Source organism: Streptomyces similanensis (assembly GCF_039543625.1).
GTDB classification, from domain to species: Bacteria; Actinomycetota; Actinomycetes; order Streptomycetales; family Streptomycetaceae; genus Streptomyces; species Streptomyces similanensis.
The window spans coordinates 1-23,743 of the sequence record NZ_BAABKC010000019.1 but is presented as its reverse complement, the minus strand read 5'-3'; the positions used below and the strand labels follow the sequence as shown (position 1 = coordinate 23,743).

At 69.4% G+C, this 23,743-nt stretch carries 25 protein-coding genes and 1 pseudogene; 10 read left to right on the top strand and 16 right to left on the bottom strand.

What is annotated here, in order from left to right; all coding sequences use genetic code 11:
• Nucleotides 1-178: 178 nt before the first annotated feature.
• The 5 genes from ABEB07_RS07080 to ABEB07_RS07060 all read right to left on the bottom strand — a co-directional run bounded on the left by ABEB07_RS07080 (nucleotide 179) and on the right by ABEB07_RS07060 (nucleotide 3,095).
• Nucleotides 179-640 carry a hypothetical protein gene (locus ABEB07_RS07080; protein WP_345667594.1) on the bottom strand — a complete coding sequence of 154 codons (462 nt, stop codon included), beginning with the start codon at nucleotides 638-640 and terminating at the stop codon, nucleotides 179-181.
• Nucleotides 637-1,014, bottom strand: coding sequence for a hypothetical protein (locus tag ABEB07_RS07075; RefSeq protein WP_345667468.1), 378 nt, complete (start codon nucleotides 1,012-1,014; stop codon nucleotides 637-639). Before ABEB07_RS07075 ends, ABEB07_RS07080 begins: the two co-directional genes overlap by 4 nt.
• A gap of 97 nt (nucleotides 1,015-1,111) precedes the next feature.
• Nucleotides 1,112-2,362, bottom strand: coding sequence for a helix-turn-helix domain-containing protein (locus tag ABEB07_RS07070; protein ID WP_345667467.1), 1,251 nt, complete (start codon nucleotides 2,360-2,362; stop codon nucleotides 1,112-1,114).
• A gap of 133 nt (nucleotides 2,363-2,495) precedes the next feature.
• A complete protein-coding gene (locus ABEB07_RS07065; protein ID WP_176149732.1) occupies nucleotides 2,496-2,672 on the bottom strand; it encodes a hypothetical protein in 177 nt (58 codons plus the stop codon).
• Nucleotides 2,673-2,846: 174 nt separating this feature from the next.
• Nucleotides 2,847-3,095 (bottom strand): hypothetical protein, encoded by a 249-nt coding sequence (locus tag ABEB07_RS07060; RefSeq protein ID WP_176149733.1) that lies wholly within the window; start codon nucleotides 3,093-3,095, stop codon nucleotides 2,847-2,849.
• Nucleotides 3,096-3,639: 544 nt separating this feature from the next.
• Between ABEB07_RS07060 and ABEB07_RS07055 the strand changes: the two genes are divergently transcribed.
• Entirely contained in the window at nucleotides 3,640-3,873 is a 234-nt protein-coding gene (locus ABEB07_RS07055) for a DUF397 domain-containing protein (RefSeq protein WP_176149734.1), read from the top strand.
• A gap of 189 nt (nucleotides 3,874-4,062) precedes the next feature.
• A complete protein-coding gene (locus ABEB07_RS07050) occupies nucleotides 4,063-4,902 on the top strand; it encodes an SAM-dependent methyltransferase (RefSeq protein WP_343235954.1) in 840 nt (279 codons plus the stop codon).
• A 37-nt stretch (nucleotides 4,903-4,939) separates the two neighbouring features.
• On the opposite strand, the gene ABEB07_RS07045 is transcribed toward ABEB07_RS07050, so the two are convergent.
• Nucleotides 4,940-5,833, bottom strand: coding sequence for a helix-turn-helix domain-containing protein (locus tag ABEB07_RS07045; protein WP_345667466.1), 894 nt, complete (start codon nucleotides 5,831-5,833; stop codon nucleotides 4,940-4,942).
• 1,201 nt (nucleotides 5,834-7,034) lie between these two features.
• Here ABEB07_RS07045 and ABEB07_RS07040 point away from each other — a divergent pair.
• A complete protein-coding gene (locus tag ABEB07_RS07040; protein WP_425588966.1) occupies nucleotides 7,035-7,241 on the top strand; it encodes a glycosyltransferase in 207 nt (68 codons plus the stop codon).
• On the opposite strand, the gene ABEB07_RS07035 is transcribed toward ABEB07_RS07040, so the two are convergent.
• The 3 genes from ABEB07_RS07035 to ABEB07_RS07025 all read right to left on the bottom strand — a co-directional run bounded on the left by ABEB07_RS07035 (nucleotide 7,233) and on the right by ABEB07_RS07025 (nucleotide 9,583).
• On the bottom strand, nucleotides 7,233-7,820 hold the full coding sequence (locus tag ABEB07_RS07035; protein WP_176149736.1) for a hypothetical protein: 588 nt from the start codon (nucleotides 7,818-7,820) through the stop codon (nucleotides 7,233-7,235). The genes ABEB07_RS07040 and ABEB07_RS07035 overlap by 9 nt on opposite strands.
• Nucleotides 7,821-7,896: 76 nt before the next feature.
• The gene (locus ABEB07_RS07030) at nucleotides 7,897-8,703 is read right to left on the bottom strand and encodes an SAM-dependent methyltransferase (RefSeq protein WP_176149737.1); all 807 of its coding nucleotides are present in this window, start codon (nucleotides 8,701-8,703) and stop codon (nucleotides 7,897-7,899) included.
• Between the two features lie 178 nt (nucleotides 8,704-8,881).
• On the bottom strand, nucleotides 8,882-9,583 hold the full coding sequence (locus ABEB07_RS07025) for a DUF5324 family protein (protein WP_164589077.1): 702 nt from the start codon (nucleotides 9,581-9,583) through the stop codon (nucleotides 8,882-8,884).
• Nucleotides 9,584-9,920: 337 nt separating this feature from the next.
• Here ABEB07_RS07025 and ABEB07_RS07020 point away from each other — a divergent pair, with 337 nt between their 5' ends.
• Nucleotides 9,921-10,472 (top strand): peptidylprolyl isomerase, encoded by a 552-nt coding sequence (locus tag ABEB07_RS07020; protein ID WP_345667582.1) that lies wholly within the window; start codon nucleotides 9,921-9,923, stop codon nucleotides 10,470-10,472.
• Between the two features lie 147 nt (nucleotides 10,473-10,619).
• Nucleotides 10,620-11,561, top strand: a complete 942-nt coding sequence (locus ABEB07_RS07015) for a rhomboid family intramembrane serine protease (protein ID WP_345667464.1) — start codon at nucleotides 10,620-10,622, stop codon at nucleotides 11,559-11,561.
• A 374-nt stretch (nucleotides 11,562-11,935) separates the two neighbouring features.
• On the opposite strand, the gene crgA is transcribed toward ABEB07_RS07015, so the two are convergent.
• The gene (gene crgA / locus ABEB07_RS07010; protein WP_164587738.1) at nucleotides 11,936-12,190 is read right to left on the bottom strand and encodes a cell division protein CrgA; all 255 of its coding nucleotides are present in this window, start codon (nucleotides 12,188-12,190) and stop codon (nucleotides 11,936-11,938) included.
• Nucleotides 12,191-12,361: 171 nt separating this feature from the next.
• Between crgA and ABEB07_RS07005 the strand changes: the two genes are divergently transcribed.
• From ABEB07_RS07005 to ABEB07_RS06985, 5 genes and pseudogenes are all read left to right on the top strand, one after another.
• Complete coding sequence (locus ABEB07_RS07005) at nucleotides 12,362-13,147, top strand: DUF881 domain-containing protein (protein WP_176149739.1); 786 nt, start codon at nucleotides 12,362-12,364, stop codon at nucleotides 13,145-13,147.
• A 59-nt stretch (nucleotides 13,148-13,206) separates the two neighbouring features.
• Nucleotides 13,207-13,405: pseudogene (locus ABEB07_RS07000) on the top strand (hypothetical protein).
• Nucleotides 13,402-14,040 (top strand): aminodeoxychorismate/anthranilate synthase component II, encoded by a 639-nt coding sequence (locus ABEB07_RS06995; RefSeq protein ID WP_345667463.1) that lies wholly within the window; start codon nucleotides 13,402-13,404, stop codon nucleotides 14,038-14,040. The pseudogene ABEB07_RS07000 and the gene ABEB07_RS06995 overlap by 4 nt, the downstream one beginning before the upstream one ends.
• Nucleotides 14,037-15,134 carry a class E sortase gene (locus ABEB07_RS06990; protein ID WP_176149741.1) on the top strand — a complete coding sequence of 366 codons (1,098 nt, stop codon included), beginning with the start codon at nucleotides 14,037-14,039 and terminating at the stop codon, nucleotides 15,132-15,134. Before ABEB07_RS06995 ends, ABEB07_RS06990 begins: the two co-directional genes overlap by 4 nt.
• A gap of 15 nt (nucleotides 15,135-15,149) precedes the next feature.
• Nucleotides 15,150-15,887: a class E sortase gene (locus tag ABEB07_RS06985; RefSeq protein WP_345667462.1), complete on the top strand. Its 738-nt coding sequence runs from the start codon at nucleotides 15,150-15,152 to the stop codon at nucleotides 15,885-15,887.
• A gap of 97 nt (nucleotides 15,888-15,984) precedes the next feature.
• Here ABEB07_RS06985 and pknB read toward each other — a convergent pair whose 3' ends face one another.
• The 6 genes from pknB to ABEB07_RS06955 form a co-directional block, all read right to left on the bottom strand.
• Complete coding sequence (pknB, locus tag ABEB07_RS06980; RefSeq protein WP_176149743.1) at nucleotides 15,985-18,006, bottom strand: Stk1 family PASTA domain-containing Ser/Thr kinase; 2,022 nt, start codon at nucleotides 18,004-18,006, stop codon at nucleotides 15,985-15,987.
• Between the two features lie 171 nt (nucleotides 18,007-18,177).
• On the bottom strand, nucleotides 18,178-19,662 hold the full coding sequence (locus tag ABEB07_RS06975) for a penicillin-binding transpeptidase domain-containing protein (protein WP_345667461.1): 1,485 nt from the start codon (nucleotides 19,660-19,662) through the stop codon (nucleotides 18,178-18,180).
• Nucleotides 19,659-21,098, bottom strand: a complete 1,440-nt coding sequence (locus ABEB07_RS06970) for an FtsW/RodA/SpoVE family cell cycle protein (protein ID WP_176149745.1) — start codon at nucleotides 21,096-21,098, stop codon at nucleotides 19,659-19,661. The genes ABEB07_RS06975 and ABEB07_RS06970 overlap by 4 nt, the downstream gene beginning before the upstream one ends.
• 27 nt (nucleotides 21,099-21,125) lie before the next feature.
• On the bottom strand, nucleotides 21,126-22,670 hold the full coding sequence (locus ABEB07_RS06965) for a Stp1/IreP family PP2C-type Ser/Thr phosphatase (RefSeq protein WP_345667460.1): 1,545 nt from the start codon (nucleotides 22,668-22,670) through the stop codon (nucleotides 21,126-21,128).
• A 140-nt stretch (nucleotides 22,671-22,810) separates the two neighbouring features.
• Nucleotides 22,811-23,335, bottom strand: a complete 525-nt coding sequence (locus ABEB07_RS06960; RefSeq protein ID WP_176149746.1) for an FHA domain-containing protein FhaB/FipA — start codon at nucleotides 23,333-23,335, stop codon at nucleotides 22,811-22,813.
• Nucleotides 23,336-23,345: 10 nt separating this feature from the next.
• Nucleotides 23,346-23,743 (bottom strand): FHA domain-containing protein (locus ABEB07_RS06955; RefSeq protein ID WP_345667459.1); only part of this gene is annotated, 398 nt, incomplete at its 5' end.

Genomic DNA, 23,743 nt, shown 5'->3' with positions numbered 1-23,743 from the left:
CGGCGCACCGTCGTGCCGGGGCGGGGAGTTCAGTGGCGGCCCGCCGGCGCCGTCTGCCGGGGCACTGCCGGTTCGCACGGGGTGGGGCACAGGTGGACGTCCGGTGCCGCCCCTGACGGGGAGTCGATCGGGATCACCTGGGGTGTGCCTTCGATGGGCCGGTCGCAGTGGTCGCAGATCATCGGGCGGCCGCCTCCTTGGTCAGGCAGGGGGCGTCGACGTAGCCGGGGTAGTCGCGTGAGTCGCCCATCCAGAGGACGGGCAGCGCCGGCTCGGTGTTTCCCAGAGGCTGGTGACACGAGAAGCAGATCAGCTCTCGGTGCGCGGCTTCGACGGTCAGCTCGTGCAGGGTGCGCCGGCCGCGACTGACGTAGCAGGTGCGGCCGTGCTGGCAGTGGGCGCATCCGAGGACGTGGCTGTGCCAGTCGTACCAGGTGGCGAACCAGGCCAGCTGTCCGGCGTAGCAGGTGAGGCAGACGCGACACGGGTCCAGCGGCGACATGCTGATGGCAGACTCGTCGGTCGCGGTGCCGCACCAGGTGCACGCGCGGCCTTCGAGCGCCAACGATGTCGGCGGCGGGTACTCCCAGGTGATGAGCTGGTGCAGACGATGCAGCTCCTCGGGAGGCAGCACGGTCACCGGCGCCCCTCCCGCACCAGTCGGTAGAGGATTCGTCCGGCCGGGCAGAGGGACGCCCCGTCGACGCACTGCTCGCACGCCGGGGTGTGCGCGAAGAGGCCCTTGTGCGCGCGGTCGGCGGTGCACTTGGGGCAGGCCCTCGGGTACCAGCGCACCAGTTCCTTCTCGGGCTCGAAGAGGTCGGCCTCTTCGCCGGCCGGAAGCCCCATCCGCTCGCCCAAGTCGACCGCAGTGGCGCCGACGAGCCGGACCTGGCACCACACACAAGTCGCGCCGCGCGACTGGTCGGCGCTGACGGTGTCCAGGTCGGGGAGGCCCAGCACCTTGAGCACGTCGAGGGGGATGTTCGTCCTGGCTAAGGCGTCGCTCGCCATGGCTGAGGCCTCCACAATCGCGGTGATCTGTCTCACATACGCGACCGTAGAGGCCCGGAACGGAGGGGAGGGGCAGGAATCCTGCCCCCTCGCCTCGTCAGGCAGCCAGCAGGCCCAGCTTCACGGCGAGTTCGGAGGCACGCTGCCGTCTCTCCGGATTCCTCGCCTCGGTCTCCTCCAGCACGATCCGCCGGGCGTAGCCGTTGTACTTGATGGTCTCCGGCGCCGCCTCGTGCGCTTTGTCCAGCGTGGCCAGCGCGGTGTCCGGCTGCCCGTCGAGCTGGTAGCCGCGGGCCTCCTCGATCCGGTGCCGGGCCCGCCGCGGCCGCGAGCGGATGACGGTCTTGTCCGCGCGCGCGGCCTGCCGCACCGACTCGCCGCCCTGGTGCAGTTCGACCGCGACCGTGACCGCGTGCGCGCCCATGATGGCCTGCCCGAAGGAGGTGACCGGGTGGAAGTAGGACGAGGGCAGTTTCCGGGCGGTCTTCTCTGCCTTGTCCCACCACCCCCACGCCGCGCCGGTCTCGCCGCGCCGCGCCGCCGTGTAGCCGGCCTCGAACTGAAGCGCCCCAGCGATGGCCAGGACGTGGTCCTCGGCGTCGGGCAGGTGAGGTTCGAGGTAGCGCAGTGCGTCCAGGGTGACGGCGTCCGCGGCGTCGAAGTGGGCGGGGCCGGAGTCGCGGTGGGCCTGGGCGGTCAGCCAGGCGGCGACACCGATGGCATGGGGATCGTCGCTGTCCTGCGCTGCGATCATGCCACGCTCGGCGACGCGCCAGAGCAGCGCGGCGTCGGGCTGGTAGGCCACGAAGAACTGGCTGAGGCTGTACACCTCGGAGAGGACGGCCTGCGCCGCGCGGCGATCGCCGCCGGTCTCAGCCTGACGGGCGGCGAGCTGGGCATCGCGGATCAACTCGGGCAGCAGTCCGCCGATGACCTCACGGTGGTTCGGCGCTTCGTGGCGTGCAGTCCAGGCTCGGTCGAGCCGGTGCCGGAGGTGCAGAGTGGGCGGTGCCGGCCGGTCGGCGGTGAGGGGGAAGGCGTCCACGGCAGCCTTCACGGCCGCCAGCTTCGGGTGGCCGGGGCCCACGAACAGGTCGACGCTCATGCTCTGGTCCCCGGTGAGGTCGGCCAGGTTGCGGACGCGCAGCAGCTCGGCGATACGCAGGATCACCGGCAGCGCCGGCGTGTGGATAGTGCCGTTCTCCACCTGCTTCACCCACGACGGACTTCTGTCGAGGAGTCCGGCGAGGACTGGCCGGCTCATACCCCGGCGCTGTCGGAGAATCTGCATCCGTTGACCGAATGCGAGCGGGTTGGCGTACGGGTCCGGGGTAGCGTCGGATGACACGGTCTCGCCCCTCTCTGTTACAGCTCGTCACTGTCAGGGTATGGGGCGAGACCCTTTCGTGGTGGCCCTGCTGAGATCTGTCCCGGGCAGGACGAAAGCGGCCCCGCCCTCCCGAAGGAGGACGGGGCCGCGGTCACAGGTACCAGGGCGTCAGGTCGAGTTCGGTCGGCGGCTCGGGCGCCGGACCGGCCGGCGTGTCCGGGCCCACCCGCCGAGCCCACTGGAACAGATCAAGGTAGGCGCGCGTCAGCAGCTCCCGCTGGGTGCGCTCCTCCTTCACCTCCTTGTCGAGCCGCTCCGTGATCGCCATGAAGTCGCTGCGCTTACCCGAACTCGTTCATCCCGCTGGTGACAGGCGCCGGGTCCAGATCCCTTATGCAGTGCAACAAGGGCATGTGTGCGTTTGGACGGGCGGCCTCTCCCGGCTCAAGGAACAGGACGCCGACGGTCACTCCGTACGGGCGGGGTGACCGCCGGGCCTGCGCTAGCTTTCCTTGAACCCACGGTAGAGCTGGTAGCCGTAAGAGATCAGATTCAGCACCGCCGTGATGTGATCGACTGATGACGCCGGCGGCTCCCGCAGCGAAAGGACTACGCCGTACATCTGAGTAACCAGATCCATCTGGTGGGTGAGACAGACCGAGCAGAATCCGCGCTGAAGGCGGCTGCTAGCCTCTTGCGCACGGGCGCGCACGCTTCGCTTGGCGCCTATACGGGCAAAAGAGGGCGTCATGGACGTATCTCCTTTGGTCGGAGCAAACGCAGGGCCCTGGCGGCGACGGCCTCGAAACTGTGCAGCCAGGGTCCTGCGGCTGATCAGCTGATCAGCTGGCTCAGACAGTAGTGCGCCTAATGCCCCCTTCCCGCATGGGAATTGCGCCCCTCGTGCGCCTCAGCGTGCAGCAGCTCGCGGGCGAATGGCGCCTCCGTTTTCCGTGCCCAGGGCGCAGGGGCGGCAACCCGCCGTTTTTGGTGCCTGCTCCACGTCGAGACTCCGACATTTGGCCAGGTCAAAGCGCCTTTCGATATCCTAGGAACATTTGTCCGACGCATATTCCCCTGTTCGCACGCGCACTGTTGAGATCTGGTGCCGGCTCGACGCGACGGTACGGAAGGAAGTTGGCAACCACGTGCACTTGCGTGCGTGGCGCTCCCCCGGACTCGAATCTCCTCTGCGACGAGGCATAACCATCATGGCGAATGGTCATACTCCTACCAATCGCAGGCATGCAATTGCATACCTGGAACGGGGAAGTACAGATCACGGAGGTGGCGTTATGGCGCAGCCGAGCACCGTGCGAGTCGGGCATGAGGGCACAAAGCTCACCTGGAGGAAGAGTTCGTACAGCGACCACAACGGCGACTGTGTCGAGTTGGCAGAGTTGGGTGAGGTGGTGGCCTTCCGCGACTCCAAGCGCATCCAAGGGCCTGTGGTTTCCGTCGACCGTTGGACCTTGGAGACTTTCGTCGCCGCGCTGGTGAACGGTCATATGGCCACTGGTCGGCCCTGAGGTGATGATTCGGCCACCTCGCGCCCGCCGAGGTGGCCTTACCGAACAACATCACGTCAAAGGCTTACGGCTGCTCTGGAACCGTCGCGGCTGACAGGCCATCATGTGTGACGTGCAACTGTATGTGTTATTTGGCTAGTTCCCATCACGGCAGGCCAGTGTCACAGCGACAGGGGGGTGGGTGTCCACGTGGATGGCGCCGGTAAGAAGGCCGGGTCCTCAGACGAGGAAGCGACTGACTTAGGCCAAAATCGGCCACACAGCGCCCGCATGTACGACTACTACTTGGGCGGCAAGACCAACTACGCAGTCGACCGAGAGGCGGCTGACGCCGTCATCCGGCAGTTCCCCGCCGTGGTGACGGCGGCCCGTATCAACCGTGCCTTCATGCACCGCGCCGTGCACTTCCTCGCCGCGGAGCGCAACATCCGTCAGTTCCTCGACATCGGCACCGGCATCCCCACCGCGCCCAACCTCCACGAGGTGGTACAAGCGGTGGACGCGGAGTCCAAGGTGGCGTACGTCGACACTGACCCGATCGTCCTGGCGTACGCCGATTCGCTCCTCACCAGCACTCCGGAGGGCGAGACGAGCTACATCGATGCCAGCGTCACCGATCCCGAAGCGGTCATCGCGGCCGTGAAGGAGGACGGCTGCATCTCGTTCGAGGAGCCCGTCGCGCTGACCTTGCACGCGCTGCTGCACTTCGTCCCAGACGATCAAGACGCTCACGGGGTCGTCACCCGGCTCCTTGCCGAGCTCACGCCCGGTTCGTACCTCAGCCTGACCCACTGCACCGGTGACTTCGCACCGGAGTCCTGGCAGGCCATCGTGGATCTCTACACGCAGAAGGGCACCCCGACACAGGTGCGCTCCCATGCCGAGGTGCTGCGCTTCTTCGATGGCCTTGAGCTGGTCGATCCCGGTCTCGTCGTCGCCCACCGCTGGCGCCCGGCGCCGGCCAGCGGCCCCAGCTTGGCTACGGACACCGACGCCTCTCTCTACGCGGGTGTCGCGCTGAAGAAGTGACCGAGTTCTTCACGGAGTTACCGCGGCCTGAGTGCTGCTACTTGGCGAGCATGTCAAGGAGCCGCTGCTTCGAACGCTTCCTGGACAGGCTGACCTCGAAAAGGCGGTCGAAGCTCTTGCTGCGGTGATCCACCTCGTCCGGTTCCTGGCAGACGAGACCGCTCTCATGACGCTCCTCGTACAGAACCGTCGGGAGCAGCTCCTCCTCGAAGTCGAATAACATGGTCTGCCCGATACCGGTCGGCGTGTTCAGACGCGACAGTTCGACTATGTGCAGGCTGAATCGCGGGTTGTCGGCCAGCTCGGCCAGGCGGCGGAGCTGGCCCCGCATGATCTCCTTGGATCCGAACCCTCGGATGAGGGTCACTTCGTCGAGCAGGCAGAGGTAGCGCGTCGACTGGGACTCCTGGAAATGTGCCTGACGCTCGAGCCGGAACTGAACTCGCTTGTCGATCTCTTCCGGAGGGGCCCCCTCCATCCCCAGGCGGATCACGGCGCGGGCGTAATCGGCGGTCTGGAGTATCCCGGGTACCCGGTCGCGGTCGTAGACCCGGATGAGTTTGGCGCTCTCCTCCAGCGTCACCAGGGTGAGCAGCTTCTGCTTGACCACCCCCCGCCACTCCGATCCTTGCCACCAGCGGCGGCGGTTGGCGTTCTCCAGGACCTCCAGAAGGTGCGCCTCCTCCTCGGGGGTCGCCCGGTAAATCTTGAGCGCCTCGCGTACGACCGCCGGCTTGCAGGGGGTCTCACCCGTCTCGTTACGACTGACGGTGTAGTTCTTGACCCCCAGTAGGTCAGCGGCCTCCCTCTGGGACAGACCCTGCGCTTCACGGAGCCTCCGCAACTCACGACCTACTACCATGTGCTGCGCCTTGGGCACGGCCTTGTGGAGTTGTCGAACCTGCCGTCGAGCCTGCGGTTGGGCTCCCACTTGGTCTCCTTGAGTGAATACCACTGCTGCGTGAGTTGGACGCGACAACAAGCGTGCAGCACATCAGCAAGTGGTACACAGCAAATCGGATAACCGACTCAATTGCGTCAATTTGTTCGAGTGGTGAGGTTGCCCTAGGAAACCGCTGGTGGCGGCATGTGATGTACCCGCGCGGCGCCTGTGTGCTCATGTCAGCGGAGCGGGGAAGCGACCCAGCTCATTTATGCAACTGCACTGAGCGGAGGCCCCTTTCGGTCACGGTTGGCCGAAACGTAGCCTCTGGGTGAGCGCGCACCCGTTCTTTCCCGCCGCAGTGCGGTCTGGTCGCTGCTGTCGAAGTGGACAGGCGCGGGCACCCTGAGGTGATTCTCGGGCGCCCGGGCGGCGCGGAGGAGGAGGTAGCGCTCGACACAGGGATACCCCACTGTCGGAGCCGATCCGTGATGGCCTCCACCTGGAGGGGGAGCGGCTCCTCGGAGGAGCGGCCGACCTGTTCGCGGAGCGCATTTCATCGCATACCGTGCGCAGTCGAACGTGCCGCCCTGGCAGCTGCCCACTGGAGCCTGCCTCGGTCTCCTCGCCTGCCGTCTTCGACCCGTTGGCGGCGTCAGGGCATCGCCGTTGGTCTCCGCCGCCATCCGGTGGAACGCGGTGCCCTCGGTGCCCTCGGTGCCCTCGGCTACGGCCGGCAGGTGGAGGCGCTGCACCAGCGGACGTTGTTCGGCAATCTCGCCCAAATCGGCGGGGAGCGGATGCGGGACGTGAAGGTGATGCACAGCAGGCCCCGCTTCGACCGGTCCACACCGTTCCTGTCGACCATGCCGGATAGCCTCACCAACGGCGAAAGCCGGCCGGGTCATCCGCTCGTGCTATCACGCCGGCGGGCCGCCCACTCGGCGCGGTTCTCCGCCGCCGTGCCCAGCCGAAGGTGCGCCGGCTGCTGGCAGGAGTGGTTGTCACAGGTGTGGCACACGGTCGGGCTGTCGGTTCCCCAGCCGAGACGGGGAATCCCCCGTGCGCGAGCTGATATCCGTACAGGTGGCCCGGCACCGGGGGCTTCCGCCTTGATCGTGGACACCGGTTGTCATGCGGCGATGGCCAGCGTGGTTGCTCTCTGTTCGAAGGCGGCCGGCGCAAGGTAGATCCAGTGTCGAGCTGTCCACGATCGAGGTGGAGGGCCCACCACCCTGCACTGCCCACGGTGTACATCACCGGTGGCGCGCAGGGTGGCGAGCAGATCAACGGCCTGATGCGTGAGGTTCCGCCGTGGCTGCTGTCCGCCGCGAACGTGGTCCACCAGTGCGGGCCGAACTGGGTCGAAAGGTCCCGGCAGGCTGCCGAAGGGCTGCCGCCTGAGCATTACTCCCATGACCTGCGGAAACGCTGTCAGGGGGTGTTTTCAGTATGAGGTGGAGAGGTCCGTGCCCGCAGGGGCCCGTCGGCAGCCGGAGACGATGTTCAGCAGGATCTTCGGGTCCTCCTCGGCGCCGGTCGCCGGATTCGACACCCATAGTTCGGCGTTCACGGAGTAGGGCTCGCTCCGGGAGTCCGCCGTCAGTTCAAGGGTCTTGGACGGGCTCTTGTTCGGCCCGTACTGGACGATCTTCCATCCCTTCCCGGGGAGACCCGCCCGCAGACGCTGGAACCCGGCCTTCAGTTCGTCCTCGGAGACGCCACGGACCGACCAGGGGTGCACGGTCCTGTAGAGGTGATCGGGGTCCTGACCGCAGGGAGCGATGCTGGGGCCCGGCTCGGTGACTTCGCCGGCCTGGATGTCGATCAGGTCGAGGACCTGACCGGACACGGTCTTCGCCTTCTTCCGGGCCTCGTCCACGCCGAGGACGGTGGCCGTCGGTCGGGGGCTCCGCGCCCGCGAGGAATCGTCGCCGTGGCCCACGGCGTTCGAGCAGCCCGCTCCGGTGAGCATGAGCAGCAGGGCGGCGGCGCCGAGCGGGCGCCACCGAGGACGGCGGCGGGCAAGAGGCATCAAGCGTCCTCCCGATCCTTTTCGCGGCACCCGCAGCACCCGCCGTGCTCGTAGTGTTCGACGGCCACGGCCCGTGCTACTCCTTGATCCCCACCCCGCACACCGCGTACCCCTCTTCCGGGGCCGTCGGGGCGGTGGAGAGGTCGGGGCGCCAGTGGCCGGTCTTGACGAGGCCGGGGTCCAGGAGGCGCAGGCCGTCGAAGAAGGACTCGATCTGGTGGGCGGGCCGCAGGTGGTAGGAGTTGGCCGACTGGCCGTTGTACGCGGCGATCGCGGTCTTCAGGGTCTCGCTGGTGTCGGTGCCGTCGCTGAGCGCGACGTAGCTGCCCCGGGGGAGGGCGGCGGTCAGCTCCCGCACCACGCGCGCGGGGTCCTCGTCGTCGGAGAGCTGGCCGATGATGCCCAGCAGGACCAGGCCGACCGGGCGGGTGAAGTCCAGGGTGTCGGCCGCCCGCGCCAGGATGCGGTCGGTGTCCCGCACGTCGGCGTCCAGGTAGGCGCACGCGCCGTCGGGGGTCGAGCGCATCAGGACCTCGGCGTGCGCCAGCACGATGGGATCGTTGTCCACGTAGACGATCCGGCTGTCGGGGGCGATGCGCTGGGCCACCTCGTGGGTGTTGTCCGCGGTGGGCAGGCCGGTGCCGATGTCCAGGAACTGGCGCACCCCGGCCTCCTGGGCCAGGAAGCGGACCGACCGCCGCAGGAAGGCGCGCTGCTGCCGGGCGATCGCGGCGATCTCGGGGAAGGCGCTCAGGATCAGGTCGCCGGTCTCGCTGTCCACCGGGTAGTGGTCCTTGCCGCCGAGCAGGTAGTTCCACACCCGCGCCGAATGCGGCCGGTCGGTCTGCAGGCGGGCCCGCCAGTCACCACGTGATTCAGTCATGGGCAGAGCATCACACACGGTCGACGCGGTGTCATAAGGCTGTGGAAAAAGCCCCGTTGGGGGCCATGGCGGGGCCTTGAGCTGCGTCATCCGTGACGTCGTCCGTGACAGGGGGGCGGCCCGGAAACCGAGAGTTTCCGGGCCGCCCCCCTGTCACGTCGGCCGGATCGCGCCGGCGTCAGCCCTGCTCGTCGCGGTCCACCTCGTCCTCGGCCGCCTTGGCCTGGACCTCCGGGTCGAGCACCGTCTCGCCGGTGCCGTCCACCGCGGTCAGCCGGGCGCCGGACTCGGGTACCTCGGTCGCGGCCGGCGGCTCCACCAGCCAGTCGGGGTTGGCCTGCTTGTCCCACCACTTCCAGGCCGCGAACGCGCCGCCGGCCAGCACGCCCACCACGGCGAACACCTTCACGACCCGGCCGGTCCGGGACCGGCGGCACTGCTTGCGGGCCAGCTTCTGGATCTTGTCGGCCGGCACCTGGCCGCGCAGCGCGACCAGGGCGGCGGCGCCGCGCGCGGCGGCCTCGTCCGCGACCGGCCCGGCCGCGGCCTTCGCCTGCTCGATCCTCGGCCTGGAGTACTCGGCGGCCTGCCGGGCGGCCCGGCGAGTCCGCTCGGCGGCCTCCTGGGCGGCCTGGTCGACCTTGGGCGGCACATGCGCCCGGGCCTGTTCGAGCCGGGGTGCGACGTAGGCGCCGTACTGGACGCGGGCCTGGTCGGCGGCGAGGGACACTTTCGGCGCGAGCCGTACGCGGGCCTCGTGCGCGTACAGCGCGGCCCTCTCCTTGGCCGTGTCGGCGTAGGGCGCCACCACTTCCGCGGCGTGCAGCACGCTGTCCTTCGCCGAGCCGGTCGCGGCGCGCACGCTGTCGATGCGGGTCACGGGTTCCTCCTCCTCGGTGGCGTACGGTAAATCGACTGTCCACCCTTTTACGGATCATGCCTGTCAACGGGCCCGGAGGCATGTGTGCACGGGCATCCGGGTCACGTGCGAGAACTCGGCAGTGTTGTTTTCCAGTGCTATAGCAGAGGAAAACAGGACAACGGGAGCTTCCCGACGACAATGCCACGGATCGCCGCGCCGCGCTCCCGACCCGAGGAGACTCGCCCGCATCCGCGCAACCGATTCCGGCGAATGCCCCCCGGGAAGAGGCCGCTCGGCGACCCACGGCGGTCACCGTGCGAGGATCGGGGGGTTACAGGAGGACAACGGAAGGCAGATCGTGGCCGAGCTCTACGCCACCCTGAAGACCAACCACGGCGACATCAAGGTCCGGCTGCTGCCGAACCACGCCCCCGCGACGGTCCGCAACTTCGTGGAACTCGCCAAGGGCGAGCGGGAGTGGACCAACCCCGCCACCGGCGAGCGGACCACGGCGAAGCTGTACGACGGCACGGTCTTCCACCGGGTGATCAGCGGTTTCATGATCCAGGGCGGTGACCCGCTGGGCAACGGCACCGGCGGCCCCGGATACCAGTTCAAGGACGAGTTCCACCCGGACCTCGCCTTCGACAAGCCGTACCTGCTGGCGATGGCCAACGCGGGCCCGGGCACCAACGGCTCGCAGTTCTTCATCACCGTCGCCCCGACGGCGTGGCTGACCCGCAAGCACACCATCTTCGGCGAGGTCGCCGACGAGGCCGGCCAGAAGATCGTGGACGCCATCGCGGCCGCGAAGACCAACCCGCGCACCGACCGCCCGGTCGAGGACGTCGTCATCGAGTCGGTCGTCGTCGAGGGCGACCTGCCCGGCGAGGTCAAGAAGGTCTGAGCGCCGTCGTGCCGTCCCCGCGGGGCACGGCACGAGGGAACCAAACGCCCCGCTCGTCCGTAAGGATGAGCGGGGCGGTGCGTTGCCCGCGGCACCCGGGGCGGCGCCCCGTACCGCCCACGACGCAGACGAACCCGAGGGGACCCGATGGACCAGGCACCAGGCAGCCCGCAGGGCCCGGCGGACCACGGCCCGGCCGGCCGCGGCCCGGCGGACCCGGCGCCGCACGGCGACCGGTCCCTGCCCACCTGCTACCGCCACCCGGACCGCGAGACCGGCATCAGCTGCACCCGTTGCTCACGGCCGATCTGCCCCGAGTGCATGGTGGACGCCTCCGTCGGCTTCCAGTGCCCGCAGTGCGCGCGCGGCAGGCACGGCACGGGCGTCTCGCCCGCCGCCTCCCGGCCGCGCACCCTGGCCGGCGGCTCGGTGGCGGCCGACCCGCGCCTGGTCACCAAGGTGCTGATCGGCCTCAACCTGGCTTTCTTCCTGGTCAAGATGTCGATGGGGGACGCCTTCACCGACCGGTTCGATCTCCTCGGCCAGGCCTTCGTCCCGCAGTTCAACTCGGTGGAGGGCGTCGCCCAGGGCCAGTGGTACCGGCTGCTGACCGCGATGTTCCTGCACGAGAACTACTTCCACATCCTGTTCAACATGCTCAGCCTGTGGTGGATCGGCGGCCCGCTGGAGGCGGCCCTCGGCCGGGCCCGCTATCTGGCGCTCTACTTCGTCTCCGGGCTGGCCGGCAGCGCGCTCACCTATCTGCTCGCCGCCCCGAACCAGCCCTCGCTCGGCGCCTCCGGCGCGATCTTCGGCCTGTTCGGCGCGACCGCCGTGCTGATGCGACGGCTCCGCTACGACATGCGGCCCGTTATCGCCCTGCTGGTGATCAACCTGGTCATCACCTTCGGCTGGGGCAGCATCGCCTGGCAGGCCCACATCGGCGGTCTGGTGGCCGGTGTGGTGGTGGGTTACGCCATGGTCCACGCCCCGCGCGAGCGGCGCGCGCTCGTCCAGTACGGCACCTGCGCCGTGGTGCTGGCCGCGGTGGTCGTGCTGACCGTGCTCAGAACGGCCCAGCTCAGCTGAGGCGGCCCGCTCCGGACGGCCCGCCGGGCCCGCTCGTGTGCGCCGTTGTCCACAGTGTGTGCCGGATCTTGTGCACAGTGTGCGGGAACGACTGTGCCCCCTGCTGCTGACCTGGATCTGCGCAGGTCAGGCAGGGGGCGAACAGGTTGCCGAAGCGTGGTGTGACAGTCGTACCGGCGTCAATGGCGGACTGGTTATCCACAGATCGTCGGAGTTTTCCCCAGGCGGTGTGTGGAAATTCGAGCAACCTGTGGATAACTCAGCGGATAACCTTGGGCAGAGCTGCCCTCACCGCACGGTGGAACTCCTCGTTCCACCGCCGTTGACCTGCGGTTTCACTGGTCCGAAGGCATCGCGGAAGCGCCTACGGACCGCTACTTCCACTGCGTGGAGACGGCGAACCCGGCGGCGATGAAACCGAAACCGACCACGATGTTCCAGTTGTCCAGCGAGTCGAGGGGCAGCGAGCCGTCGGTCACGTAGAAGACCACGATCCAGGCCAGCCCGATGACGAACATCGCCAGCATGACCGGCGCCACCCAGCCGCGGTTCTCCAGCTTGATGACCGCCGCCTGCTTCGAGGGCGGCGGCGTGTAGTCGGCCTTCTTGCGGATACGTGACTTCGGCACGAGGGTCTCTCCTGTCGATGCGCTGCGTGGCCGCGCAGGGAACTGGACTGGCTCCGGGGCAGCGTACAAGGGGACTACGGGAACTACGAGGGGACTGCAAGGGGAGACGGGCGCTCCCCGGGGCGTCCGTTAGCGTAGTGCTTCCGCGGCGCCTAAGGAGATAAGGGTACGTTGAGCAATTCCGCCGACTCCCCCGGGACGGGCCCCGGCACCGAACCCGCCCCCGCACGCCGCTTCCCGCCCGTGCGGATCCTCACCGTGGCGGTCTTCGCGCTGGCCGGGCTGATCTTCTTCACCAGCTTCGACACGGCCAAGGGCACGAACATCCGTACGGACACCTCCCTGCTGAAGCTGTCCGACCTGATCCAGGAGCGCAGCCGCAAGAACAAGGAGCTCGACGAGTCCAACGCCGCCCTGCGCGACGACGTCGAGTCCCTGGCCGAGAGCGACGACGGCAGCACCAGCGCGCAGGACCGCCGGCTCACCGGCCTGGAGAAGGCGGCCGGGACGCAGCCGGTCAAGGGCGAGGCGGTCACCGTCACGCTCAACGACGCCCCGCCCAACGCCACCGCCAAGCTGCCCGGCTACCCCGAGCCGCAGCCCGACTACCTCGTCATCCACCAGCAGGACCTCCAGGCCGTGGTCAACGCGCTGTGGAACGGCGGCGCCCAGGGCATCAAGGTCATGGACCAGCGGCTGATCTCCACCAGCGCCGTGCGCTGCGTGGGCAACACCCTGATCCTCCAGGGCCGCGTCTACTCGCCGCCGTACAAGATCACGGCCGTCGGCGACCCGGACCGGCTGAAGAAGGCGCTCGCCGACTCCCCGGCGATCCAGAACTACATGGTGTACGTCAACGTCTACGGGCTCGGCTGGAAGGTCACCGAGAACGGCGCCGTCACCCTTCCCGGTTACTCCGGCACCGTCGACCTGCACTACGCCCAGCCCGTGGTGTAGCCGTTGTCCACAGGCCGGGGAACACAGGACTCCGCGCCGCTAGTCTGGTCCGGTACGGCGTGAATCCGGTGCCGTGGCGAGACGGGAAGGGACGGCATGTACGGCTGGATCTGGCGGCATCTGCCGGGTAACGCGTGGGCGAGGGCACTGGTCTCACTGGTGCTGGTCCTGGCCGTGGTCTACGTCCTGTTCCAGTACGTCTTCCCATGGGCCGAGCCGCTGCTTCCCTTCAACGATGTGACGGTGGACAACCAGTGAGTGCGCGGATTCTCGTCGTCGACAACTACGACAGCTTCGTCTTCAACCTGGTCCAGTACCTGTACCAGCTGGGCGCCGAGTGCGAGGTGCTGCGCAACGACGAGGTGTCGACGGCGCACGCCCAGGACGGTTTCGACGGCGTGCTGCTCTCGCCCGGTCCCGGCACGCCCGAGCAGGCCGGCGTGTGCGTGGACATGGTCCAACACTGCGCGGCCACCGGCGTCCCGGTCTTCGGCGTCTGCCTGGGCATGCAGTCGATGCAGGTGGCCTACGGCGGCGTGGTGGACCGCGCGCCCGAGCTGCTGCACGGCAAGACCTCGCCGGTCGAGCACGGGGGCAAGGGCGTCTTCGCCGGACTCCCCTCGCCCTTCACGGCGACCCGCTACCACTCGCTGGCCGCCGAGCCGGCGACCGTCCCGGCCGAGCTGGAGATCACCGCCCGCACCCACGACGGCATCATCATGGGCCTGCGGCACCGCGAACTCCCCGTCGAGGGCGTGCAGTTCCATCCCGAGTCGGTGCTGACCGAGCATGGGCACCGGATGCTGGCCAACTGGCTGGCGGAGTGCGGCGACCAGGGGGCCGTGGCGAGGTCGGCGGGGCTCGCCCCGGTGGTGGGCAGGGCCACGGCGTGACCGCGCTGCGCCCCGAGCGCGAGTCCGGCGCCGACCGGTACGGCACGGGGGCGTACGACGCCGCCGGCGGGCCGTACGCCCCGGCGCCGCACGACCCGCACGGCTCGGCGGCGCCGCACGCCAGGCACGCGGCCCGGCCCCCGTCCGACGGCCTGTCCCCGCACGCGCCCGCCGCCGTCGACGAGGAGACGATGGCGCTGCGGATCCCCGGGCCGCCTCCCGTGGCCTCTGCGGCCCCGTCCGGCACCCCGGTCACCGGAGCGCCGGGAGAGGGCCGGGCGGCCCGCAGAAAGGCCGCCAAGCGCCGTCACGGCCGCCGCCAGGGCCCGGCGGACGCGGCCGGAGGAGCAGCGCCGGGGAACGCGGCCGCCGCGGCGCCGCTGTCGCGGGTGGAGGCCCGCCGCCGGGCGCGCGCGAGCCGGCCCGGACCGGGCGTCCTCGTCAGCCGGTTCCTCGGCGAGCTGTTCATCACCACGGGCGTGGTGATGCTGCTGTTCGTCACCTACCAGCTGTGGTGGACGAACGTCCGCGCCCACGCCCAGGCGGGCAACGAGGCGCACCAGCTCCAGGACGACTGGGCGAGCGGCCGGCGCAGCCCGGGGACGTTCGAGCCGGGGCAGGGCTTCGCCATCCTGCACATCCCCAAGCTGGACGTGGTGGTGCCGATCGCGGAGGGCACCAGCAAGTCCAAGGTCCTGGACAAGGGCATGGTCGGCCACTACGGGCCGGGCGACCTGAACACGGCGATGCCGGACGCGAAGACCGGCAACTTCGGGCTCGCGGGCCACCGCAACACCCACGGCGAGCCGTTCCGGTACATCAACAGGCTCCAGGCCGGCGACCCGATCGTGGTCGAGACGCAGGACACGTACTTCGTCTACCGGACGACGAGCACGCTGCCGGTGACGTCACCGGCCAACACCAGCGTCCTGGACCCGGTCCCCAAGGGGTCGGGCTTCACCGGGCCCGGCCGCTACATCACGCTCACCACCTGCACCCCCGAGTTCACCAGCAAGTACCGGCTGATCGTCTGGGGCAAGATGGTCGAGGAACGGCCGCGCAGCAAGGGCAAGCCGGATGCGCTCGTCAGTTAAAGGGCAGATGCGACAGTGGCAGCGACCACGGACGACACGGCAGTGCACACCGACGACCGCCCGGCGGCGCCCCGCCGCCGCGGCCGGCTGGCCCTGGCGGTCAGCGTCCTCGGTGAACTCCTCATCACGGCGGGCCTGGTGCTCGGCCTGTTCGTCGTGTACTCCCTGTGGTGGACGAATGTCATAGCGGACCGCAGGGCCGACCGGCAGGGCGACAAGGTCCGCGACCAGTGGGCGCACGCCGCCCCCGGCCCCGGCGCACTGGACACCAAGGACGGCATCGGCTTCCTGCACGTACCGGCCATGCGCAACGGCGAGGTCCTGGTGAAGAAGGGCGCCTCGACGGACGTCCTGAACGACGGCGTGGCCGGCTACTACACCGACCCGGTCAAGGCGACGCTGCCGATGACCGGCAAGGACGGCAACTTCTCCCTGGCCGCGCACCGGGACGGGCACGGCGCGAAGTTCCACAACATCGACAAGATCGAGAAGGGCGACCCGATCGTCTTCGAGACGCGCGACAAGTGGTACGTCTACAAGGTCTACGACATCCTGCCCCAGACCTCGAAGTTCGACGTCAAGGTCCTCTCCCAGGTCCCCGAGGAGTCGGGCGTCGCCAAGCCCGGCCACTACATCACCCTGACCACCTGCACCCCGGTCTACACCTCCCGCTACCGCTACGTCGTCTGGGGCGAACTCGTGCGGGTGGCCGAGGTGGACGCCAAGCGGACCCCGCCCGAGGAACTGCGGTGAGCCGGTAAGCGGCGCGCTCGTCGCGCCCCGCCACGACGGAGCCCCGGCGCCCTCCGAGGAGGGCGCCGGGGCTCCGTTCGTCCGTCGGGCCGGGCGGTCAGCCGAAGAGGCCGCCGTTGTCATCGCCCCGGTTGTCGCCGCCGCCGTTGTCGTTGCCTCCGTTGCCCCCATTGCCCCCGCCGCCGATGGCGGTCAGGATGACCTGGGTGTCACCGGGGTTGTCGACCTGCTGGCCGGGCTGCGGGTTCTGCTGGATGACGTGGGCGTTGTCGTCCTGGCTGCCGAGGACCTGGACCTTGGTGAAACCGTTCTGGGCCAGGATCTGCTTGGCGGCCCCCAGCGTCTGGTTGCGGACGTCCGGCACGGGCTTCTGCTGCTGTTGCAGCTTGCCGACGTGGATGGCCACCTGGGAGTTCTTGTCCGCCGAGGTGCCGGCGTTCGGGACGGTCTCGATGACCTTCCCGTCCTGGTTGGGGTCGGTGGTGGGAACGTCGGTGCAGTTGCCGACGAGGTCGTTGTCCCGCATCGCGGCCTTGGCCTCGTCGCAGGACTTGCCCCGGACGTCCGGCACGGTCGCCTTCGCCGCCGCCTTGGCCACGGTCAGGGTGACCGTGGAGCCCTTCTCCACCTCTTGGCCGTTGACCGGCTTCTGCTCCAGGACGGTGTTCTCCTGCTCGGTCGACTCCTGGTACTGGACCTCGACCTTGAGGTGGTACGGGTCGGCCTCCAGCTTGGACTTGGCGTCGTCCAGGCTCAGCCCGCCCACTCCCGGGACCTGCACCTTGGCGGCGCCGGTCGACACGGTCAGGGTGACCGTGTCGCCCTTCTTGACCTCGGTGCCGGCCGCGGGGTCCTGGGCGCAGACGCTGCCCTTGGGCTGGTCGTCGCAGGGCTTGCGGGTGGGCTGGCCCAGCTTCAGGCTGACGTTCTCCGCCGAGCGCTGGGCGTCGGCGTAGGTCTTGCCGACGAAGTTGGGCGCCTTGAGGGTGTCGTCGTTCACGCCGTGGCCGCTGACGACGTACTTGCCGATCAGGATGGCGCCGACGAGGACCAGGAGACCGGCCACGATCAGCAGGACGGTCGAGGTGTTCGACTTCTTCTGCCGGTTGCGGCGGTCGGGGCGGTCGTCGTAGCCGTAACCGCCGTCGTCCGCGTGCATCGGCGGCAGCATGGTCGTGGCGGCCCCGGCGCCCGGGTCGGAGCGCAGCGCGGTCGTCGGCTGGTCGTCGGGGTAGCCGCCGTAGCCGACCGCGCCCAGGGCGGCGGTGGCCGCGACGGGCTGGCCGTCGAGGCAGGCCTCGATGTCGGCGCGCATCTCGTCGGCCGACTGGTAGCGGTAGTCGGGGTCCTTGACCAGCGCGCGCAGCACGATCGCGTCCATCTCGGGCGTGATCTCGGGGTCGAAGACGCTCGGCGGCTGCGGCTCCTCGCGGACGTGCTGGTAGGCCACCGCGACCGGGGAGTCGCCCACGAACGGCGGACGGACCGTCAACAGCTCGTAGAGCAGGCAACCCGTCGAATACAGGTCCGAACGGGCGTCGACCTGCTCGCCCTTCGCCTGCTCCGGCGAGAGGTACTGGGCGGTGCCGATGACCGCGGCCGTCTGCGTCATGGTCATGCCGGAGTCGCCCATGGCGCGGGCGATGCCGAAGTCCATGACCTTGACCTGGCCGTTGCGGGTCAGCATGACGTTGGCCGGCTTGATGTCGCGGTGGACGATGCCGCTGCGGTGGGCGTACTCCAGGCCCTGGAGGATGCCGATGGTCATCTCCATGGCCCGCTCGGGCAGCAGCTTGCGGCCGCTGTGCAGCAGCTCACGGAGCGTGGAGCCGTCGACGTACTCCATCACGATGTACGGGATCGAGACCCCGTCGATGTAGTCCTCGCCCGTGTCGTAGACCGCGACGATCGCGGGATGGTTGAGCGAGGCGGCCGACTGGGCCTCCCGGCGGAACCGGGCCTGGAAGGAAGGGTCGCGCGCCAGGTCGGCGCGGAGCGTCTTCACCGCCACGGTGCGGCCCAGGCGGGTGTCGTGCGCGAGGTACACCTCCGCCATGCCACCACGGCCGAGCACATGGCCCAGCTCGTACCGGCCGCCGAGGCGACGCGGCTCTTCCATAGTTCCCTACCAGCCCTCTCCGTCGGTCCCGGCCGGCGCGGGCGCGCGCGGCCGGAGACTGCCGTCCGGGCCTACCGTACCCGGCTCGCTCTGTGTGACCTGGCCAAGCTCGTCACCCGATACAGGACCGGTATCGCAACGTGCACCGATGCGAAGGGGACGTGACAGGGGTCACTTCTTGGAGTTGATGACCGCCTCCATGACGCTCTTGGCGATCGGCGCGGCCAGGCCGCCGCCGGAGATGTCGTCACGGTTGGCGGAGTTGTCCTCGACGACCACGGCGACCGCGACCGGCGAGCTGCCGTCGCTGGTCTTGGCGTAGGAGATGAACCAGGCGTACGGCTTCTCGCTGTTGTTGACGCCGTGCTGGGCGGTGCCCGTCTTGCCGCCCACGGTGACGCCGCCGCCGATCCGGGCGTTCTTGCCGGTGCCGTCCGTGACGACCGTCTCCATCATGGACTGGAGGATCTGGGCGTTCTTCGAGGACAGCGGCTGGCTCATCTGCTCCGGCTGGGTCTGCTCCAGCGTGTCGAGGTTCGGCGAGGTGAGCTTGTCGACCATGTACGGCTTCATCAGCTTGCCGTCGTTGGCGACCGCCGAGACCACCATGGCCATCTGGAGCGGGGTGGCGGCGGTGTTGAACTGGCCGATCGAGGACTGCGCGACCTCGGAGGGCGCCATCTTGTCGGAGAACACCGAGGCGTTGGAGCGGACCGGGGTGAACTGCTCGCTGTCGAAGCCGAACTTCTTCGCCTCGTCGAGCATCTTCTCGTTGCCCAGGGTGGCGCCGATCTTGCCGAAGACGGTGTTGCAGGACCAGCGCAGCGCCTCGCGCATGGTGGCGTTCTTGCAGGGGATGCTGCCCTCGTTGGGCAGCGGGGTGGTGGTGCCCGGCATGATCCACGGGTCCGGCGACTCGGTGTGCTGCTCGGCCGAGGTGTACAGGCCGTTCTCCAGCGCGGCGGCCGCCGTGACCACCTTGAAAGTCGAGCCCGGCGGGTAGGTCTCGCGCAGCGCCCGGTTCAGCGTCGGGTCGTTCGGGTCGGTCTTCTTCTGGACCTTGTTCCACCCCTTGCCGTCCGCGCTGGAGGCGCCGGCGAACGACGAGGGGTCGTACGACGGGAACGAGGCGAGCGCCAGGATCTTGCCGGTGGACGGCTCCAGGGCCACCACCGCGCCCTTGCCGCGGTCCTTGAGGCCGTTGTAGGCGGCCTTCTGCGCGGCGGCGTTGAGGGTGGTGACGACGTTGCCGCCCTGCTTCGGCTTGCCCGTGAGCATGTCCAGGGTGTTGCGGAAGAAGAGCCGGTCGTCGTTGCCGGTGAGGATGCCGTCGTCGATGCTCTCCAGCTGGGTGGCGCCGAAGGACTGCGAGGCGTAGCCGGTGACCGGCGCCCACATGGGGCCGTCCTTGTACGTCCGCTTGTACTTCAGGTCGTTGAGGCCGTTGCTCTTGGTCTCCACGGACCCGGTGATCGGGGAGCCGCCGACGATGATGTCGCCGCGCGGCACCGAGTAGCGGGCGATGGTGACCCGGCGGTTCAGCTCGTCGTTCTTGAGGCTGTCGGCCTTGGCGTACTGGAGCCAGTTGTCGCGGATGAGCAGCGTGAGGACCAGCAGTCCGCAGAAGATCGCGATCCGGCGCAGGGGCTTGTTCACGGGCGGACCACCTGGGTCATTTCGGCGTCGGGGTTGGAGACGGGGGCGGGGGCCGGGCGGCGGGCGGTGTCGCTGATTCTGATCAGGATCCCGATCAGCGCCCAGTTGGCCAGCACCGACGAACCACCGTAGGCCATGAAGGGCATCGTCATACCGGTCAGCGGGATGAGACCCATGACACCGCCGGACACCACGAAGACCTGGAGCGCGAAGGCGCCGGACAGGCCGACGGCCAGCAGCTTGCCGAACGGGTCGCGGGCGGCCAGCGCGGTGCGCACGCCGCGCTCCACGATCAGGGCGTAGACGATCAGGATCGCCATGATGCCGGCCAGGCCCAGCTCCTCGCCGAAGGTGGCGAGGATGAAGTCGGAGTTGGCGGCGAACTTGATCAGGTCCGAGTGGCCCTGGCCCCAGCCGCTGCCGAGGGTGCCGCCGGAGCCGAAGGCCCACAGGGCCTCCATCGACTGCTCGGAGTGGCCGTAGACGCCCTGCCGGCTGAGCTTCCACTCGTGCAGGGGGTTCAGCCACGCCTCCACCCGCTGGTGGACGTGCGGCTCGACGGAGCCGACGCCCACCGCGCCGGCCGCCGACATCAGCAGACCGAAGACGATCCAGCTGGTCCGCTCGGTGGCGACGTACAGCATGATCACGAACATGCCGAAGAACAGCAGCGAGGTGCCGAGGTCGGTCTCGAAGACCAGGATCAGGATCGAGATGACCCAGACGACCAGGATCGGCCCGAGGTCACGGCCGCGCGGCAGGTAGAGGCCCATGAAGCGGCGGCTGGCCAGGGCGAGCGCGTCCCGCTTCACCATCAGGTAGCCGGCGAAGAAGACGGCCAGGGCAATCTTGGCGAACTCACCGGGCTGGAGGGAGCCGAGGCCCGGGATGTTGATCCAGATCTTGGCGCCGTAGATGTTGGCCCCGAGCCCCGGGACCAGCGGCAGGACCAGCAGGATCAGCGCGGTGAACATCGAGATGTAGGTGTAGCGCTGCAGGACGCGGTGGTCCTTGAGGAAGATCAGCACCACCGCGAACAGCGCGATGCCCAGCGCGGTGTACAGCAGCTGGCGCGGCGCGGCGGTGAAGAAGTTGGGCAGCGACTGGAGCAGCTTCGACTGGTCGAGCCGCCAGATGCACACCAGGCCGAGCCCGTTGAGCAGCGTGGCCAGCGGCAGCAGCAGCGGGTCCGCGTACGGGGCGAACTTGCGGACGACGAGATGGGCGACGCCGGCCAGCAGACCAAGGCCCAGGCCGTAGCTCAGCAGGCCCGAGGGCACCGAGCCGTCGATGGCCAGGCCCACGTTGGCGTAGGCGAACACCGGGATGACGACGGCGAAGACCAGCAGCGCCAGCTCGGTGTTGCGGCGGCTCGGCGCGCCGATGGCGCCGATCGTGGACGTGTGGTGCGTCGACGGGTTGGAAGTACTGCTCATCGTGTGACAGGGCCTCTCACGGCTTGCCTACTGCTTACCGCACGCCGAGACGACCTTCTGCTCTTCCTCCGAGAGAGTGGGGCCTGGGCTGGGTGTGGGCGCGGTCGCGGACGTGGACGGAGACGGTGACGACGGGGACTTCGACGTCGACTGGTTCGGTGCCGGTGTCGCCTTGGACGTGAAGGCGGTGCGAGTGGTTCCCGTGACGCCGGCCTTGCTCGTGGTCGGCTTGGGCTTGTTCTGGCTCTCGACGGCGCGGCGCTCGGCCTCCTTGCGGCACGCGGAGGCCTGCACGGACAGCTCGTCGACCTTCTTGCGGGCCTCTTGCAGGCTGCCCTCGGTGATCGTCGCCCTGACCTGCTTCTGCTGGTAGTCCGGCAGGTCGGTGAGCCTGATCTCGGGGTGCTCCGTCTCCACCTTGGACAGCTTCACCCAGGCGAGGTCCTGGCTGATGCCGCGGTAGAGGGCGACGTGGTCCTCGTGGGCGCCGACGTAGTACTGCGTCTGCGTCCAGCGGTAGCCGCCGTAGAGGCCGCCGCCGATGACGGCGAGGGCGAGCACGCTGTAGAGCGACACCTTCAGCCAGCGGCGGCCTTTGCGCGGCTTGACGAAGTCGTCGTCGCCGTAGCCGGCGAAGCCGCCGGTGGGGGCGTAGCCGGCGTCGTCGCCGGAGCCGGGCGGGCCGAACTCGCCGCCGCCGCCCTGTCCGGGAACCTGCCGGCCGAGTCCCGAGGCGCGGCCGGCCGGGGTCTGCATGATGCCGTTGTCGTGCAGGTGGTTCTGGTTCTCGGCGACCGCGCCGACCACGACCGGGGTGTCGGACAGCTGGCCGGCCAGGGTGTCGCCGGTGTCCAGGTCGAGGACGTCGGCGATGATCACGGTGATGTTGTCGGGGCCGCCGCCGCGCAGTGCGAGCTGGATCAGCTCCTGCACGGTCTCCTGGGGGCCCTGGTAGCTGGCGAGGGTCTCCTCCATCGTCTGGTGGGAGACGACGCCGCTCAGGCCGTCGGAGCAGATCAGGTAGCGGTCGCCGGCGCGGACCTCGCGCACGGACAGGTCCGGCTCGACGTGCTCGCTGCTGCCGAGGGCGCGCATCAGGAGGGCGCGCTGCGGGTGGGTGCTGGCCTCCTCCTCGGTGATGCGGCCCTCGTCGACCAGACGCTGCACCCAGGTGTGGTCCTGGGTGATCTGGGTGAGCACGCCGTCGCGCAGCAGGTAGGCGCGCGAGTCGCCGACGTGCACCAGGCCGAGGCGCTGGCCGGTCCACAGCAGGGCGGTGAGCGTGGTGCCCATGCCCTCCAGCTGGGGGTCCTCCTCGACCATGGCGCGCAGCTGGTCGTTGGCGCGCTGCACGGCGGTGCCGAGGGAGGTGAGCAGGTCCGAGCCGGGGACGTCGTCGTCGAGGGGGACGATGGTGGAGATCACCTCGGAGGAGGCGACCTCGCCGGCGGCCTGGCCGCCCATGCCGTCGGCGATCGCGAGCAGCCGGGGGCCGGCGTAGCCGGAGTCCTCGTTGCCCTCGCGGATCATGCCCTTGTGCGATCCGGCGGCGAAGCGCAGTGACAGACTCATGCGCACCTCGCCCGTCGGCTCCGGGTACAGCCGATCGTGTCGAGCCACACTGCCCACCCTCCGGTCGGGAGCGCGCCGCGGCCCAGGGTGCCGGCCGCCGCTGCGTGCTCGCTCCGCTCGCGCTCATTCATGACGTAGCACTACTTCCGCAGCTCGATGACGGTCTTGCCGATGCGGATCGGCGCGCCCAGCGGGATCGGCGTCGGAGTCGTCAGCCGGGACCGGTCCAGGTACGTGCCGTTGGTGGAACCGAGGTCCTCGACGATCCACTGGCCGCCCTGGTCCGGATAGATCCTGGCATGGCGGCTGGAGGCGTAGTCGTCGTCCAGCACGATGGTGGAGTCGTGCGCGCGGCCCAGGGTGATGGTCTGGCCCTGGAGCGCGACCGTGGTGCCGGTGAGGGTCCCCTCGGTCACCACGAGCTTGGTGGGGGCGTTGCGGCGCTGGCGGCCTCCGCCGCCCTGGCGGTCGCGCTGCTGCGGGGGCTGCGCCGGCGCCTGCCGCGCGGCGGCCTGCTGCGGCCGGGCCGCCTCCCGGCGGGCCCCCCGCTGGGTGACGCGCGTACCGAACAGGTCGCTGCGGATGACCTGCACGGCCACGATCACGAACAGCCACAGTACGGCCAGGAAACCCAGCCGCATGACCGTGAGGGTCAGCTCTGACATTGCCCCCGGTTCACCCTTCGGCTTGCCTATAGATAACGGTGGTGCTGCCCACGACGATCCGCGAGCCGTCGCGGAGCGTAGCGCGGGTGGTGTGCTGCCCGTCCACCACGATGCCGTTGGTGGACCCGAGATCCGCGATCGTCGAGGGCGTTCCGGTCCGGATCTCACAGTGCCGGCGCGAGACGCCGGGGTCGTCGATCCGCACGTCGGCGTCGGTGCTGCGACCCAGCACCAGCGTCGGGCGGGAGATCTGATGGCGGGTGCCGTTGATCTCGATCCAGTAGCGGGTGCGGCCGCCGGCCTGCGGGGGCCGCGGTGCGGCGGCCGGCGGATAGCCGTACCCGCCGGGGCGGCCGCCGGGCCGGGGCACGGACGGCATGGGGGGCGCGGCCGCGGGCGGCGCGGCGG